This window comes from Sphingomonas sp. Leaf357 (assembly GCF_001423845.1).
GTDB lineage: Bacteria > Pseudomonadota > Alphaproteobacteria > Sphingomonadales > Sphingomonadaceae > Sphingomonas.
In genome coordinates, this window is sequence record NZ_LMPM01000001.1 from 1,839,627 (window position 1) to 1,854,678 (window position 15,052).

The window sequence follows — 15,052 nt, forward strand, 5'->3', positions numbered from 1 at the left end:
CTTACTTTGCCGCCTTTACCCGCCAGACCACATTCCCGACGTCATCCGCCACCAGCAGCGCGCCCGTGCGATCCGTGATAACGCCGACCGGACGTCCCTGCGCCGCGCCGCCTTTGTTCAGGAAGCCGGTCAGCACGTCGATCGGCTTCGCGCCCTTGGCCGGGAAACCGTTGGAGCCGAACGGCACATACACGACCTTGTAGCCGGACACCGGCGAACGGTTCCACGATCCGTGTTCGCCGACGAACGCGCCGTTGGCGAAATTCGCTCCCAGCTTCGCGTCGTTGGCGAAGGCCAGTCCGAGTGCCGCCACGTGCGGCCCCAGTGCGTAATCCGGGCGCTTGGAATACTCTTGAAGCGCGGGATTGCCGGGCTCGACGCGCTTATCGGGGTAGCCGCCCCAATAATACCATGGCCACCCAAAGTGATCGCCGAGTTCGATCTGGCTCATGTAATCGGGCGCGAGATCGGACCCGATCATGTCGCGCTCGTTGACAGTGGTCCAGAGCTGCTTGCTGTGCGGTTCGAACGCCAGGCCATTGGGGTTGCGGAGGCCAGCGGCGAAGATGCGGTAGGTCTTGGCTTCGGGATAGACCTGAAGAATGTTCGCGCGGAATTTCTCGCGGTCCAGTCCGTTTTCGGCGATATTGCTCGACGATCCGACGGTGACGTACAGCGTCTTGCCATCGGGATCGGCGATCACGTTGCGTGCCCAGTGATTGCCGCCGCCCTGCAATTTCACGACGACTTCCGGCTTGGCGGTAATCGAGATATCGCCGGTCTTGTAGGGCACGCGGACCAGCGCGTCGGTATTCCCGATGTACAGCCAGTCGCCCATCAGCGCCATGCCGAAGGGCGAATTGAGACCCATCATGAAGGTGGATTTGCGTTCCGCGACACCGTCCCCATTCGCATCGCGCAGGATCGTGATCCGGTTGGCGGAGGGCACGCCCGCACCGGCCTTGCCCATCAGCACACCCATCACCCAACCGGTGATTCCGCCGCCCTTGCGGGGCGGGGAGTTGCTTTCCGCGACCAGCACATCCCCGTTGGGCAGGCGATACAGCCAGCGAGGGTGATCGAGCCCGGTGGCGAACGGCGCGACGCTCAGTCCGGCGGCGGCGATCGGCTTCTGGCCGTCCTTCCAACCGACCGCATCGGCGACCTTGACCGTAGGAATCAGTTGCGCGCGCGGCTGACCGATCGTCGGTGCGGCACCCGTGACAGCGGCGAAATCGAGTTGCGCCTTGTCGGGACGGGTGAACCAGAAGATCAGCCCCGCGACCACGAGGACGATCAGGCCGACAATGATGAGAATGTGTTTGCGCATAAAGACCTAGGTAGGAGCGCGTGCGCCGGGACGGAAGGGCTAAAAGGCCGCAGCCCAAGTCCCTACCGCCATTCCCCGAACGCCGATGATTCCTTGCCCGTGCCCTGAAGGGTTATTCGTCCGTCTCCGGTGCGGGCACCGGCGGATGCAGGCGCAGGCGGTGGACGCGGCGGGTATCGGCCTCGACCACCTCGATCTTCCAGCCGCTGGGGTGATCGATGCATTCGCCCGCCTGTGGCACATGGCCCGCGAGCAGAGCCGCGAGACCGCCCAGCGTATCGATATCCTCCTCGACCTCGGCCAGACGCGAATCGACGGTTTCGCCGACATCCTCCAGTTCGACGCGGGCATCGGCGTCCCATGCCCCGCCGTCGAGCGGCACGAGCATCGCCTCCGGCGCGTCGTCATGCTCGTCCTCGATATCGCCGACGATCTCCTCGATCAGATCCTCGATCGTGACCAGGCCTTCGGTGCCGAAATATTCATCGAGCACCACGGCCAGATGCACGCGGCTGGCGCGCATGTCGGCGAGCAGATCCAGCACGCCGCGCGACATCGGTACGAACAGAGGCTGGCGGATCAACGCGTCGAGCGTTTCGGGATGCGGGGCGCCGGTGGCGAGGATCGCGAACACATCCTTGATGTGAACCATGCCGATGATCGTATCGAGCTTCTCGCGGTACACCGGCAGGCGGCTGTGGCCGGCTTCGGCGAAGATCGTCACCAGATCGGCGAACGGCGTCTTCTCCTCGATCGCGACGATGTCCGCGCGCGGCACGCCGACATCGCCGGCGTCGCGCTCGCCGAAGTGCAGCAGGTTGCGGACCATCGTGCGTTCGAGCGGCGAAAGGTCGCCCTTGGCATCGGGCGCCGGATCGTCCTCATGCGCGTCGATCGCCTCCTCAAGCTGGTGCCGGAGCGATTCGTCCCCCGGCTGGCCGAAGATCATCGCCTTCAGCCCGCGCCAGATACTGGTTTCGTTCGATCCGTCCGCAGCCCCGCTGCTACTGTCCCCCTCGGGCATATTGTGTGTCAGTCCTCACGTATAAGATACGGATCGGCGAGACCGAGCGCGGCCAGGGCATCGATTTCGATCGCCTCCATCGCTTCCGCCTCATGATCCTCGAGATGGTCATAGCCCAAAAGGTGCAGCGTGCCATGCACGATCAGATGCGTGGCGTGATCTTGCACCGAAATGCCCTTGTCCGCCGCTTCGCGCTCGCACACCCCGTAGGCCAAGGCGATGTCGCCGAGCAGCACCTCGCCATCATCGGTGTTGGCGACGCCGTCGAGCAGGTCGGGCTGGACCATCGGGAAGGACAGCACGTTGGTCGGCTTGTCCTTCTGGCGGTACTGCGCGTTGAGCGTCTGCACCTCGTCGTCGGTGGTGAGGCGGATCGACACCTCGATCGTCACCGGCAACGTCAGCCACTCGCCATGCATGGTTCGCTCGAGCGCCGCCGTGGCGGCGCGCAGGGCCAGCGCGTCCCAGTCGGTGGTGTCGGGCCAGGGGGCTTCGATCGAGAGTGCGGTTTCAAGCATCAGGCGAGGTCCGTGTGGACGAAGTCGTTGCCCTTATAGAGCAAGCGGGCATCGTTGGCCTTGGCACAGGCATAGGCGAAGCAGTCGCCCATGTTGAGGTTGGCGGGATGGTTGCCTTTGCCGTACTTTTCGTGTGCGATAATTGCCGTGCGCCCTTCCGCCTCGCCGATCGTAACGGCTCGCAGGCCGAATTCCCGAACGAAAGATTCGACGTCGGACCGGGCGAGTGAAAGGGCGACCCCACGTTTTCTTGCAACCGCGCGAACCGTTTCCCACACCGACATCGGAGAATACAAGATCTCATCCGCCGCCCCGAAACGCTGCTCGATATCGGCAGCATCTGGTTCATCGGTCATCATCGCGACCATCGCAGATGCATCGACGAAAAGAATCAATCCTCATCCTCGTCGTTCAAGGAATCATAGAACGCCTTGTCGGCTTCGAGCCCGGTCGGCTCACCCAAGGGATGCGCCGCGCGCCAAGCCTTCATGCGCTCGTGAATGTTCCCCCCTTGATCGGCGTCCAGCGCCCGTTTGCGCTGCACCAATGCGTCGTGAACCGCTGCGGTTTTGCTCGTGCCCATCCGTTCCGCTATCTCACGTGCCAAGTCGGCCGTGTCCGGATTCTTGATATAGAGAGATGCCATTATCGCCTCCGTATATCCCCAATATAGACCAGGGATATCCCGCCATCAAGAATCCACGCCCTCATAGGCTTCCACGATGCGCCCAACGATCGGGTGGCGGACGACGTCGCCAGCGCCGAAGCGGCACATCGACATGCCTTCGACCCCGTCGAGACGGACGACCGCGTCGTTAAGGCCGCTGGCGTTCATGCCACCGGGAAGATCGGTCTGCTTGGGATCGCCGCAAACGACCATGCGGCTGTTCTCGCCGAAGCGGGTGAGGAACATCTTCATCTGCGCCGGGGTGGTGTTCTGCGCTTCGTCGAGGATGATGAAGGCGTCGGCCAGCGTGCGGCCGCGCATGAAGGCGATCGGGGCGATCTCGATCTCACCACTGGCGACGCGGCGTTCGACCTGTTCGGCGGGGAGGCAGTCGTTCAGCGCGTCGTACAAGGGGCGCAGGTACGGATCGACCTTCTCCTTCATGTCGCCGGGCAGGAACCCCAGTTTCTCGCCCGCCTCGACGGCGGGGCGCGACAGGATCAGGCGCTGCACGCTGCCGGTGATGAGCTGCGAAACGGCCTGCGCGACGGCAATATAGGTCTTGCCGGTGCCGGCCGGCCCGAGCGCGAAGATGATGTCGTTGGTGACGAGTTCGCGCATGTAATGTGCCTGGGCGAGCGTGCGCGGAACGATGGTCTTCTTGCGCGTCCGGATCATGACGCTGGGCGCGCCGCCGGTTTCGGCGCGCAGGATGCCGGCGAGGGTCGGCTCGGCGGACATCGCGATCACCGAATCGACCATGCCCTGATCGATCCGCTCGCCGCGCGAGATGCGGTTATAGAGCCCCTGCAGGACATCGCGCGCCTCGGCCACCGCTTCCGCCCGACCTTCCAAGCCGACCTTGTTGCCGCGCGCGGTGATATAGACGCCGAGCCGGCTTTCGAGCTGCAGGAGGTTCTGATCGAACTCTCCGAACAATTGGGACATGAGTTGCGGGCGATCGAACACCAATTCGGCGCGGCTGCGTTCACCGGATACAGCGGGGACGGGCTTGCGGCTCATGCAATTCCTTTGAAACGGAGGAAAGGAGATAAGAAGTGGGTCCAGACGTCGCAATGGTGCATCGGGCGCGCCGAAGTTCACACAAGTTCACGCGAAACGAGCAGGCAGGTGAAGCGAAGCGGCGGCTGTCGCGGGCGACACTGAAGAGACGAGTCGGCTTCATCCGACACCGAGTTTGACAGAGCCCGAGCGTGTAGGACAGCGGCTTTTCCGTCGCGCGACAATTAAGCGCCGGCGCTGCCGCAAGAGCGCATCGATCAGGCTGCCACCCGTACCCGCTCGAGGCCGGCCAGCGAATTGGGATCGGCGCGGGTGATCTCGACCTCGACCATATCGCCGACCTGCGCGTCCGTGAGCAGGTGGATCGATTGCAGCCAGGGCGACTTGCCAAGCATCTGGCCGGGCAGCTTGCCCTTGCGTTCGATCAGCACCTCGCACGTGCGGCCGACGACGCCGGCGTTGAAGGCGGACTGATCGCGGTTGAGCGCGGCCTGGAGGCGTTGCAGGCGGTCGTCCATGACGTCCGGCGCGATCTGGTCCTCCATGCCGGCGGCCGGGGTGCCGGGGCGGGGGCTATATTTGAAGCTGAAGGCCTGGGCATACGCCACTTCGTCGACCAAGCTGATCGTCTCGGCGAAATCAGCCTCGCTCTCGCCGGGAAAGCCGACGATGAAGTCGCCGGACAGCGCGATATCGGGGCGCGCGGCGCGGACGCGATCGAGGATGCGCAGGTAGGAATCGCGGCTGTGGCTGCGGTTCATCGCCTTAAGGATGCGGTCGCTGCCGGCTTGTACGGGGAGGTGCAGGAACGGCATGAGCTTTTCGACATCGGCGTGCGCGTCGATCAGCGCCTGCGTCATGTCGTTGGGGTGGCTGGTGGTGTAGCGGATGCGCGCCAGGCCATCGACACGGTCGAGCTCGCGGATGAGCGCGTCGAGGCCGCCGTCGCGGCCCTTGGCGTCGGTGCCGGTCCAGGCGTTGACGTTCTGGCCGAGCAGCGTGATCTCGCGCGCGCCGGCATCGACCAAGGCCTTCGCCTCGTCGACGATCGCGCTCCATGGGCGGCTGACTTCGGCACCGCGGGTGTAGGGCACGACGCAATAGGTGCAGAATTTGTCGCAGCCCTCCTGCACGGTGAGGAAGGCGGAGGGCGGTACGCGACGGCGCGCGGGGAGGTGGCCGAACTTGGTTTCGACCGGCATGTCGGTATCGAGCGCGCTTTCGCCGCGCGCGGCCTTTGCGACGAGATCGGGCAGGTTGTGATACGCCTGCGGGCCGACCACGACGTCCACCCCGGCGCGGCGCACGATCTCGGCGCCCTCGGCCTGCGCGACGCAGCCGGCGACGGCGATCATCGGCGTACGGCCCTGCTTGCCAGCGGTTTTGCGGATGCGGCCGATATCCGAATAGACCTTTTCGGTGGCCTTTTCGCGGATGTGGCAGGTGTTGAGCACGACCAGATCGGCGGCATCGGCATCCGTGGGCGTCAGGCCCTGCGCGGCCATCAGTTCGGCCATGCGATCGCCGTCATAGACGTTCATCTGGCAACCGAAGGATTTCACGGCGAAGGTCTTGGGGGACTTTTTGGTAGCGGTCATGATCAGAGCGCCCTTAGCCCCAAATGCCGTCATGCTGAACTTGTTTCAGCATCCAAGGCGCCTCAGTGGTGGAAAGATTGAGGCGCGATGGATCCTGACCTTCGTCAGGATGACGGTGGTGTGGGCGTTTCGGGGGCGAACTTTATGGCGTCTACCGAATAGGCGAACGGCCGGAGCGGCTTGCCCAAAACGCCGATCAAGGCTTCCTCGATCCTGCGGCGGCTTTCGGCGGCGATCGCTTTCCGGCCTGGGAAGTCCGCCGGGAAGAACGGCTCGAGGAAATGCACGCGCACCGGGAAGCTGCCCTTGCGCGATAGCAGGCGCTTCGCATTGTCCACGCCGGTCTCGACGCCGATCCAGCCGATTTCTTCGGCGACCGCGCCGTAATCGAGCAGCACCGGCTGGACCATCACGCCGGGCGGCGGTGGTTCGAGGACGCGGAGCATCGGCGTCTTGAACGGCAGGAGCGACTGGCCGTCGGTGGTGGTGCCTTCTGGGAAGACGGTGACGGACCAATTGTCGGCCAGCGCATCGCGCAACTGGTTGATCTGCTCGGCGACGCCCAAGCGGTTTTCACGTTTCACGAACACGGTGCGGTTCAGCGTGCTGAGCCAGCCGACGACGGGGGCTTCGCGGATCTCCTGCTTGGCGACGAACGCGGTGCCGCTGCGGCCGGCGATGGCGAGGATGTCGATCCAGCTGAGGTGATTCGAGATGTAGAAAACATCGCGTTTCAGCGGCGTGCCGACCGTCGTGACGCGCGCGCCGGCGAGGCGACCGGCCCAGCCGAGGAAGATCATCGGCCAGGGGGACGATTGGCGGAAGAGGCGCCAGAGATAATGGAGCGGGACGGTGACCAGAAGCGCGAGCAAGAGGCCGGTGGCGCGGAGCGTGATGCGCAGGCGACCAAGCGCGTCGATCACGGGCGGCGTGCCGGCGGCCGCGGCAGCGCGCTGTTCGGGTGTGATGCTCATCCGCTATCGTCCGTTCGTTTCGAGCGAAGTCGAGAAACCTGCTGCGGCGCTCGTGACGGTTTCTCGACTACGCTCGAAACGAACGGGGAGAGTGTATTTAGCCCTCAATTCTTCCGATCGAGGGTGACGCCGTATAGCTCCATGCGGTGATCGACCAGCCGGAAGCCCAGACGTTCGGCGATGGCTTTCTGGAGCTGTTCCAGTTCCGGATCGACGAACTCGATCACCTTGCCGGTCTCGACGTCGATCAGGTGATCGTGATGCGCCTCGGGCGCGGGTTCGTAACGGGCGCGCCCATCGCCGAAATCGTGGCGATCGAGGATGCCGGCCTCTTCGAACAGGCGCACGGTGCGGTAGACGGTGGCGATCGAAATGCCGGGATCGATCAGCGAGGCGCGCTCATAAACCTTCTCGACATCGGGATGGTCCTCCGCTTCGGACAGAACGCGCGCGATGACGCGGCGTTGCTCGGTAATGCGCAGGCCCTTTTCATTGCAAAGGGCTTCGAGATCGATTTTGCGGGCCATGCCCACGCTGTAGGCGCTTTCGGCTTATTGATAAAGCGAAGAGTGATTCGCAATAAGCCGATTGTCGTCGAAACGGGGAGGGACGGCGTGCATCTCGCGTGCATTATGAAGGGGGCGATCGACGAGCGCCCCTCTGCCGGCCCACCCCCTCCGTCAGCCTTTGACTGCGACCTCCCCGTCACGGGGAGGATCTAGGTTAGCGGACGACCTTGCGGCGCTTGGTACCGAGCCCGATCTTCTTGGCCAGGGTGCGACGCTGTTCGGCATAGTTCGGCGCGACCATCGGATAGTCGGCGGGGAGGCTCCACTTGGCGCGATATTGTTCGGGCGTCATTTGATAGTGTGTCATCAAGTGACGCTTCAACATCTTCAGCTTCTTGCCATCTTCGAGGCAGACGATGAAGTCGGGCTTGATCGACGAGCGGACCGAAACCGCCGGCTCCGGCCGTACTTCGGGCGCAGTTTCCGGGTTACCGAGACCGGTCAGCGCGCCGTGCACGTTGGAAATAAGAATTGGCAAGTCGGAGACGGCAACACTGTTGTTGCTGACATGTGCCGCGACGATATCCGCCGTCAGCGTGATCAGCGTATCGTGCAGATCAGTTTGCAATTCCATGATAATTCCTTCGACCCGTTTTATCGGCTGCATTGCTTGCGCGGCCGTGTTCGTGGCTATCGGCGCGCCGACACTGGCGTGCAAGTTGCAAAAAGTATATTATAGTTGCCGAAGGTATATCTTGGTCGTCAAAGCAGATCGCGACGGTAGGTGAAGGCGTCGGAGACTAAGCCGGCATTGCCGCGATAGTACGCCCGGCGTTGCCCCACTTTGACGAAGCCGGCGTTGCGGTACAACTTGATCGCTTCGTTACCGTCGCGCACTTCGAGGTGCATCGCGACCGCGCCTCTGTCCTGCGCGTCCCCCAGCACCGAACGCAACAGCGCCGCGCCGACCCCTCGGCGTCGAACGGCGGGAGCGGTGGCAAGCAGGAGCAGTTCGACCTCGTCGACCGTGAGGCGCGAGAGCGCGAAGCCGGCCGGCTGGCCCTGGATCGAGGCGATCGTCAGCCACACGCCGGGCAGCGCCATGATCCCCAGGCACTGGCCGCGCGTCCACGCCTCCCCGAAACGCGGGTCGAACGCCTCGGCCATCAGCGTCTCGACGAGCGCAAGATCGGCGGTCGTTCCGCTGCGCAGTTCGATCATGTTGAGCACGGTACTCATGCCAGCGCCTTCGGCTTCGCGTCCGGCGCGCGGCCGTAGATCGGGCGCGCGGGCAGAGCGGTGAGATCGTCCGCCAGCAGGATCGCGTGCGCGGCGTCGGGCAGCCGTTCGGTCAGGTCCAGAGCGGGATCGAGCGGAGCAAGGTGGCGGATGCCGTTGCCGAAGGCCGGGCGACCGGCGAGCGCGGCCAGCGCGGCCTCGGGGCGGAGCGAGGCGAACGGGCCGGTGGCGCGAAGGGGATTGGCCTCGAACGACTGCATGAAGACCTCGCCATGCCCGCCTTCCAATACCACCGCAAGATCGGAGAGGTCGGGGCGGGAGGTGAATGCGGCGGCGGCGACCAGAGGCAGCGAAGCGAAGCCGCGCACCTCCGCATCCCATCCGAAGGCAAGCCCGCGCGCGGCGGCGATGCCGACACGGACGCCGGTGAAGCTGCCAGGGCCGCAATCGACGAGGATACGACCCGCACGCCCGCCGTCGGGCAGTTCGGCGATCATCGGGATCAGCCGCTCGGCATGGCCGCGCCCGACCACCTCATGCGCGGACGCTATGACCGCGCCGGCTTCGATCAGGGCGACCGAGCAGGCGGCGGTGGAGGTTTCGATGACCAAGGTTCTGATGGGTGCAGTCAAAAGCAAACCGTTCGGGCTGAGCTTGTCGAAGCGCTGCTCTTACGTCGGCCGTTCCAAAAGAAGAACGGTCCTTCGACAAGCTCAGGACGAACGGAGCTTATCAGGCGATCGTGTTGAACTTTTCGAACGCCGGGCGGGGCAGGCGATCGAAGATCGTCGCCGGATCGCCATGGCCGAGCGTGGAGATGAAGTTGCTGCGCACCGAGGGCGTGTCGGCGAAGAATGCCGCGTCGACCTTGCCGTTGTCGAAGCCGGACATCGGGCCGGTATCGAAGCCGAGCGCGCGGGCGGCGACGATGAAGTACGCACCCTGCAGCGTCGAATTGCGCATCGCCGACACCTCGCGCAGCGGTAGATTGCCTTCGAACCAAGCCTTGGCATCGGTGTGCGGGAACAGTTCGGGCAGGTGTTCGTGGAATTCGGTATCCATGCCGATGATGACGCTGACCGGAGCCTTCAGGATCTTGGGTGCGTTCTGAGCGCTGGTACAATCGGCCAGCTTCTGCTTGGCGGCATCGCTCGTCACCCAGACCAGGCGCGCGGGCAGCTGATTGGCGGAGGTCGGCCCCCATTTCATCAGATCCCAGATCGCATGCAGTTCGGCCTCGGCAACCGGCTGATCGGTGTAGCCGTTATAGGACCGCGCGGTACGGAAGATCGTGTCGAGCGCCGCGTCGGACAGCTTCTCGGTCATGGGAACACCTCGGCAGTAAGGGGTTGATCAGACGGCGCGAACCTCGGTGACTTCCGGCACGTAATATTTGAGCAACTGTTCGATCCCGTTCTTCAGCGTGGCGCTTGACGACGGGCAGCCGGCGCACGCGCCCTGCATCTTGAGGTACACCTTGCCCTGATCGAAGCCGCGATAGACGATGTCGCCGCCATCGTTGGCGACCGCCGGGCGGACGCGCGTGTCGATCAGATCCTTGATCTGCGCCACGATGTCGGCGTCCTCGGGATGGTCGGCGAACGCCTCCTCCTCGGCCGGCACGCTGAAGCCGGCGGCGTTGCCGGGTTTGAACAGCGGCATGTTGGCGGAGAAGTGATCGAGCAGCGTGGCGAGCACGTCGCCCTTCAGGATCGACCATTCCACGCCCGGCGCGGCGGTGACGGACACGAAATCGCTGCCGAAGAACACGCCGGTCACGTCGCCCAGATTGAACAGCTGTTCGGCGAGCGGACTGGCTTCGGCCTCCTCCGGCGTGGCGAAGTCCCGCGTTCCGGCGTCCATGACGGTGCGGCCGGGCAGGAACTTCAGCGTGGCGGGGTTGGGCGTGGCTTCGGTTTCGATCAACATGCGTGGCATGTGGCGCGCTCGCGGGCGGCGCGCAAGGTTTGTCGAGGAAACGGTCGGTTTACCCAGGGGCGTGGTCTTTCAATGGAGGCCGTCATCCTGAAACGAGTTCAGGATGACGGCGGTGCGAATGCGGGGACCGGAACGATCAATCGTCCAGCGCCTTCATCGCATCGTTCCATTTGGAGATGTTGGTGCGCGCTTCCTGCACGAAGGCGGAGCGGCGGACGACGCGGAGGAAGAAGCCGGCGATCATCTTGCCGGGATTGCGCAAGGGGCGTTCGAACTGGATAAGCAGGACGACGCGGGTGCCGGCGGTGTCGTTCCACACTTCGTGTTGATAGGTATCGTCGAACACCAGCGTTTCGCCCTCGGCCCAGCGCACGATGCGCGCGTCGACACGCATGCGCACGTCGCCGTCGCGCGGCACGATCAGGCCCAGATGGCAGGTGATCAGCCCCTTGGTGACGCCGCGATGATCGGGAATGTGCGTGCCGGGCGCGAGGATCGAGAAGAAGGCGCTGTTGAGGCCGGGAATCTGCTCGACGATCTTCGCCGTGTTCGGGCAGCGCTCGAGATTGTCGGTGATCGGGAAGCCGTAGCCCCACAGGAAGAACGAGCGCCATTTGTTGATCTCGGCGATCGAGCGATGATCGGGCGAGATGGTGGCGAGGCTCGGCGCAGCCTCGCCCTGCAACGCGACGCGGACCGCCTCGTCGCGGATCACCTGCCAATTGTCGCGCAGCAGCGCGGTCCAGGCGAATTCGCGCACGTCGAGCACCGGATCGTTCGGCACGAGCGACGATGAGGCGATCAGCTTGTCGAAGAAGCTGCGCAGATGCTTGCCGTATTTGATCAGGAACGGCCGGTTGCGATCCGCTTCCATCTTCGCGCCGGGTGCGGGCGCGCCGGAAATGACGTTGAGATCGGGGACGCGGATGGTGCGCTGCTCGGCGACATCGCCAGAATCTCGACACAATTCGGCCAATGCGGAAGTGGTTTCGAACGTCACGTCTGTTCCTGCCTTCGTGACCGGCGGCGCGCATGCCGACCGGAGTGTTCCCTCATGTTGCGCCGCAGCCACGATGCGCATCCCCGTGCCGGGCGGGACACCCTCTAGGGATGCTATGGGACCAAATGATGGCGCGCACGGCCAACTTGGTGGCCGTTACTGGCGGGTTCATCCGAAGCCCGCTATCAGAGCCGCCATGCATGTTCTTTCGCGCGCGCTGCGCCGTCCGCTGATCCTTTCCGCCCTGCTCGTCCTGACGCTGCCAGCCAGCGGACAGAATGCCGCTCCGACCACCGCCGCGCCTTCGACCAGCCCGGCCGCCACCGCGGCGGCCGAGAAGATCGATCACAAGAACTGGCTGTATGTCGGCAGCGATATCACGCCCGATCCGGCGTGGCATTACGGCACGCTGCCCAACGGCGTGCGTTATGCGGTGCGCAACAACGGCGTGCCTCCGGGCCAGGTGGCGGTGCGCGTGCGGATCGATGCCGGGTCGCTGATGGAGAACGACAACGAGCGCGGCTATGCGCATCTGATCGAGCATCTCACGTTCCGCGGGTCCGAATATGTGCCCGACGGCGAGGCCAAGCGCATCTGGCAGCGGATGGGCACCACCTTCGGGTCTGACACCAATGCGCAGACCACGCCGACCGGCACGACCTACAAGCTCGATCTGCCGAGCGCGACCGAGGCGGGGCTGGACGAGAGCCTGAAGATCCTGGCCGGCATGGTCGATCATCCCAACATCACGGCGGCGGCGTTGAACGCTGAGCGCCCGGCGGTGCTGGCGGAACAGCGCGAGGCACCGGGCCCGCAGGTGCGCTTCAGCGACGCGCGGCTCGCCATGTTCTTCGCCGGGCAGCCGCTGGCCGACCGTTCGCCGATCGGCACGATCGACAAGTTGAACGCGGCGACGGCGGACAGCGTACGGGCGTTTCACGATCGCTGGTATCGCCCCGAGCGCGCCGTCGTGGTGATTTCGGGCGATTTCGATCCGGCGGTGTTCGAACGGCTGGTGGCGAAGAATTTCTCCGACTGGAAGGGTGTCGGGCCGAAGCCGGACGAACCCGATTTCGGCAAGCCCGATCCGTCCAAGCCGGCGACGGCCGTCGTCGCCGAACCGAGCCTGCCGCCGGTCGTGACGCTGGGCGTGCTGCGGCCGTGGAAGTACCAGGACGACACGATCATCATGAACCAGAACCGGCTGGTCGATTCGATCGCCGCATCGGTGATCAGCCGCCGCCTGGAAACGCGCGCGCGCGCCGGTGGCAGCTTCCTCAGCGCCTCGGTCGGCACGTCGAACGAATCGCGCAGCGCCGACATCACCTATGTCTCGATCATCCCGATCGGCACCGATTGGGAAGCGGCACTGAAGGACGTGCGCGCGGTGATCGAAGACGCGAAAACCACTCCGCCGAGCGTCGCGGAAATCAATCGCGAACTGTCCGACGTGGATACGGTGATGCGGACCTCGGTGGAAACCGCCAAGGCCGAAGCAGGGGCTTCGCAGGCCGACGATATGGTGCAGGCAGTCGATATCCGCGAAACGACGACCGCGCCGGCGACGATCTACGCCGTGCTGCGCGACGCCATCAAGAAGAAGATGTTCACGCCCGAGACGGTGCTGGCATCGACGCGGCGGATCTTCACCGGCACCGCGACGCGCGCGCTCGTCAACACGCAGACGCCGGAACCGGCGGCCGTGACGAAGCTGGCCGCCGCGCTGCAGGCCGATGTGAAGGGGCTGGCCGGCAAGCGCACGGCGCAGGGCAAGGTCAACTGGTCCAAGCTGCCCAGATTGGGCAAGCCGGCGACCATCGTCAGCCGCGAGAAGATCCCCGAGTTCGACCTGGAGAAGGTCGTGCTGTCGAACGGCGTGCGGCTGATGCTGCGGGTCAGCCCGGCGGAGGAGACCCGAGTCTATGTTCGCGTGCGCTTCGGCGGCGGATACAACGCGCTTCCGGCCGACAAGCCGTCGCCGATCTGGGCGGCGGACGGTGCGATCGTCGGCGGCGGCGTCGGCAAGCTCCGCCAGGGCGATCTCGACCAGTTGACCGCCGGGCGGCGGATTGGGCTCGATTTCGGCATCGACGACGATTCGTTCGTGTTCTCGGCGATGACGTCGCCGAGCGATCTGGCCGATCAGTTGAAGTTGATGGCCGGCTATATGTCCTCGCCGGGCTGGGATCCGAACCCGCTGGCGCGGATCAAGTCGGCCGCGCTGACGCAATATGCCGGCTACGATTCTTCGCCGAGCGGCGTGTTGGCGCGCGATCTGGAAGGGTTGCTGCACGACGGCGATCCGCGCTGGGGCACGCCGACGCGCGATCAGGTGATGGCGACGACGCCCGAGGATTTCCGCAAATTGTGGGAACCACGGATCGCCGAGGGGCCGATCGAAGTACAGGTGTTCGGCGACATCGATGCCGAAGCGACGATCCGCGCGGTCGCCGCGAGCATCGGCGCGCTGCCGCCGCGAGCCAAGCCGACCGCCGCCGCCCCGCCGGTGCGCTTCCCCGCGCACAATGCGACGCCGTTGATCGAGACGCATGGCGGGCCGGACAATCAGGCGGTGGCGGTGATCGTCTGGCCGACCGGCGGTGGAATGGAGAACCAGTCCGACAGCAATTACCTCGACATCCTGGCGCAGGTGTTCAGCGACCGGCTGTTCGACCGGCTGCGCAGCGAGGCGGGTGCGAGCTACTCGCCGAGCGTGCAGAGCCAATGGCCAGACGGGCTCGCCTCGGGCGGGCGGCTGTTCGCGATCGGCCAGGTGACGCCGGCGAACGTGAACCTGTTCTTTAAGATGTCGCGCGAGATCGCGGCCGACCTGGTCGCCAATCCGATCAGCGACGACGAATTGCGTCGTACGATCGAGCCGCTCAAGCAACTCGTGCTGCGTCAGGCCACGGGCAACACCTTCTGGCTCAACCAGGTCGAGCAGGGCACCTATGACGAACGTCGCATCGAGGGCCTGCGCCAGATGTTCCGCGATATCGGCGGGGCGAATTCGGCGATGCTGCAGGTGATCGCGCAGCGGTATCTGAAGCCGGATGTGGACTGGACGATGGCGGTGCTGCCGCGCGGCCCCGACGGGAAAGCGGTGAGCATGGCACCCGCGCCGGTGACGGCGGCTCCGGCGAAGGCGGTCCCCGCAAAGGGCTCGCCGATCAAGGCGAAGCCGGTTGTGCCGGCGAAGAAGCGCGTGGAGCGGTAAGGACGGTAAATCCCT

16 protein-coding genes are annotated in these 15,052 nt (G+C 64.9%); 1 reads left to right on the forward strand and 15 read right to left on the reverse strand.

Features of this window, described 5'->3' with window-relative positions; translation table 11 throughout:
• Window position 1: 1 nt before the first annotated feature.
• The 15 genes from ASG11_RS08475 to ASG11_RS08545 all read right to left on the reverse strand — a co-directional run bounded on the left by ASG11_RS08475 (window position 2) and on the right by ASG11_RS08545 (window position 11,820).
• On the reverse strand, window positions 2–1,330 hold the full coding sequence (locus ASG11_RS08475; protein ID WP_055777720.1) for a PQQ-dependent sugar dehydrogenase: 1,329 nt from the start codon (window positions 1,328–1,330) through the stop codon (window positions 2–4).
• Between the two features lie 112 nt (window positions 1,331–1,442).
• The gene (locus tag ASG11_RS08480) at window positions 1,443–2,354 is read right to left on the reverse strand and encodes a hemolysin family protein (RefSeq protein WP_055777725.1); all 912 of its coding nucleotides are present in this window, start codon (window positions 2,352–2,354) and stop codon (window positions 1,443–1,445) included.
• Between the two features lie 8 nt (window positions 2,355–2,362).
• The gene (gene ybeY, locus ASG11_RS08485; protein ID WP_055777728.1) at window positions 2,363–2,872 is read right to left on the reverse strand and encodes an rRNA maturation RNase YbeY; all 510 of its coding nucleotides are present in this window, start codon (window positions 2,870–2,872) and stop codon (window positions 2,363–2,365) included.
• Window positions 2,872–3,267, reverse strand: coding sequence for a type II toxin-antitoxin system VapC family toxin (locus tag ASG11_RS08490; protein ID WP_055777731.1), 396 nt, complete (start codon window positions 3,265–3,267; stop codon window positions 2,872–2,874). The genes ybeY and ASG11_RS08490 overlap by 1 nt, the downstream gene beginning before the upstream one ends.
• Window positions 3,264–3,518 carry a type II toxin-antitoxin system VapB family antitoxin gene (locus tag ASG11_RS08495; protein ID WP_055777734.1) on the reverse strand — a complete coding sequence of 85 codons (255 nt, stop codon included), beginning with the start codon at window positions 3,516–3,518 and terminating at the stop codon, window positions 3,264–3,266. Before ASG11_RS08495 ends, ASG11_RS08490 begins: the two co-directional genes overlap by 4 nt.
• A 45-nt stretch (window positions 3,519–3,563) precedes the next feature.
• Window positions 3,564–4,562, reverse strand: a complete 999-nt coding sequence (locus ASG11_RS08500; protein ID WP_055777738.1) for a PhoH family protein — start codon at window positions 4,560–4,562, stop codon at window positions 3,564–3,566.
• Window positions 4,563–4,819: 257 nt separating this feature from the next.
• Window positions 4,820–6,160, reverse strand: a complete 1,341-nt coding sequence (gene miaB / locus ASG11_RS08505) for a tRNA (N6-isopentenyl adenosine(37)-C2)-methylthiotransferase MiaB (protein ID WP_082472676.1) — start codon at window positions 6,158–6,160, stop codon at window positions 4,820–4,822.
• A 104-nt stretch (window positions 6,161–6,264) separates the two neighbouring features.
• Window positions 6,265–7,134, reverse strand: a complete 870-nt coding sequence (locus ASG11_RS08510) for a lysophospholipid acyltransferase family protein (RefSeq protein WP_055777741.1) — start codon at window positions 7,132–7,134, stop codon at window positions 6,265–6,267.
• Window positions 7,135–7,238: 104 nt separating this feature from the next.
• Complete coding sequence (locus ASG11_RS08515; protein WP_055777744.1) at window positions 7,239–7,661, reverse strand: Fur family transcriptional regulator; 423 nt, start codon at window positions 7,659–7,661, stop codon at window positions 7,239–7,241.
• Between the two features lie 196 nt (window positions 7,662–7,857).
• On the reverse strand, window positions 7,858–8,277 hold the full coding sequence (locus tag ASG11_RS08520) for a MucR family transcriptional regulator (RefSeq protein ID WP_055777747.1): 420 nt from the start codon (window positions 8,275–8,277) through the stop codon (window positions 7,858–7,860).
• Between the two features lie 128 nt (window positions 8,278–8,405).
• On the reverse strand, window positions 8,406–8,882 hold the full coding sequence (locus ASG11_RS08525; RefSeq protein WP_055777750.1) for a GNAT family N-acetyltransferase: 477 nt from the start codon (window positions 8,880–8,882) through the stop codon (window positions 8,406–8,408).
• Window positions 8,879–9,502, reverse strand: coding sequence for a tRNA (adenosine(37)-N6)-threonylcarbamoyltransferase complex dimerization subunit type 1 TsaB (gene tsaB / locus ASG11_RS08530; protein WP_055780565.1), 624 nt, complete (start codon window positions 9,500–9,502; stop codon window positions 8,879–8,881). Before tsaB ends, ASG11_RS08525 begins: the two co-directional genes overlap by 4 nt.
• 112 nt (window positions 9,503–9,614) lie before the next feature.
• Entirely contained in the window at window positions 9,615–10,208 is a 594-nt protein-coding gene (locus tag ASG11_RS08535) for a malonic semialdehyde reductase (protein ID WP_055777753.1), read from the reverse strand.
• 27 nt (window positions 10,209–10,235) lie between these two features.
• The gene (locus tag ASG11_RS08540; protein ID WP_055777756.1) at window positions 10,236–10,811 is read right to left on the reverse strand and encodes a NifU family protein; all 576 of its coding nucleotides are present in this window, start codon (window positions 10,809–10,811) and stop codon (window positions 10,236–10,238) included.
• Window positions 10,812–10,956: 145 nt separating this feature from the next.
• On the reverse strand, window positions 10,957–11,820 hold the full coding sequence (locus tag ASG11_RS08545; RefSeq protein ID WP_236697432.1) for an aspartyl/asparaginyl beta-hydroxylase domain-containing protein: 864 nt from the start codon (window positions 11,818–11,820) through the stop codon (window positions 10,957–10,959).
• A 196-nt stretch (window positions 11,821–12,016) separates the two neighbouring features.
• On the opposite strand from ASG11_RS08545, the gene ASG11_RS08550 reads away from it, so the two are divergent.
• Window positions 12,017–15,037 carry a M16 family metallopeptidase gene (locus ASG11_RS08550; protein WP_082472677.1) on the forward strand — a complete coding sequence of 1,007 codons (3,021 nt, stop codon included), beginning with the start codon at window positions 12,017–12,019 and terminating at the stop codon, window positions 15,035–15,037.
• The last annotated feature ends 15 nt before the right edge of the window (window positions 15,038–15,052 follow it).

Coding starts and splice junctions, on each gene's coding strand:
- ASG11_RS08475 (WP_055777720.1), bottom strand. CDS start 1,330: ATGCGCAAACACATTCTCATCATTGTCGGCCTGATCGTCCTCGTGGTC.
- ASG11_RS08480 (WP_055777725.1), bottom strand. CDS start 2,354: ATGCCCGAGGGGGACAGTAGCAGCGGGGCTGCGGACGGATCGAACGAA.
- ybeY (WP_055777728.1), bottom strand. CDS start 2,872: ATGCTTGAAACCGCACTCTCGATCGAAGCCCCCTGGCCCGACACCACC.
- ASG11_RS08495 (WP_055777734.1), bottom strand. CDS start 3,518: ATGGCATCTCTCTATATCAAGAATCCGGACACGGCCGACTTGGCACGT.
- ASG11_RS08500 (WP_055777738.1), bottom strand. CDS start 4,562: ATGAGCCGCAAGCCCGTCCCCGCTGTATCCGGTGAACGCAGCCGCGCC.
- miaB (WP_082472676.1), bottom strand. CDS start 6,160: ATGACCGCTACCAAAAAGTCCCCCAAGACCTTCGCCGTGAAATCCTTC.
- ASG11_RS08510 (WP_055777741.1), bottom strand. CDS start 7,134: ATGAGCATCACACCCGAACAGCGCGCTGCCGCGGCCGCCGGCACGCCG.
- ASG11_RS08515 (WP_055777744.1), bottom strand. CDS start 7,661: ATGGCCCGCAAAATCGATCTCGAAGCCCTTTGCAATGAAAAGGGCCTG.
- ASG11_RS08520 (WP_055777747.1), bottom strand. CDS start 8,277: ATGGAATTGCAAACTGATCTGCACGATACGCTGATCACGCTGACGGCG.
- ASG11_RS08525 (WP_055777750.1), bottom strand. CDS start 8,882: ATGAGTACCGTGCTCAACATGATCGAACTGCGCAGCGGAACGACCGCC.
- ASG11_RS08535 (WP_055777753.1), bottom strand. CDS start 10,208: ATGACCGAGAAGCTGTCCGACGCGGCGCTCGACACGATCTTCCGTACC.
- ASG11_RS08540 (WP_055777756.1), bottom strand. CDS start 10,811: ATGTTGATCGAAACCGAAGCCACGCCCAACCCCGCCACGCTGAAGTTC.
- ASG11_RS08550 (WP_082472677.1), top strand. CDS start 12,017: ATGCATGTTCTTTCGCGCGCGCTGCGCCGTCCGCTGATCCTTTCCGCC.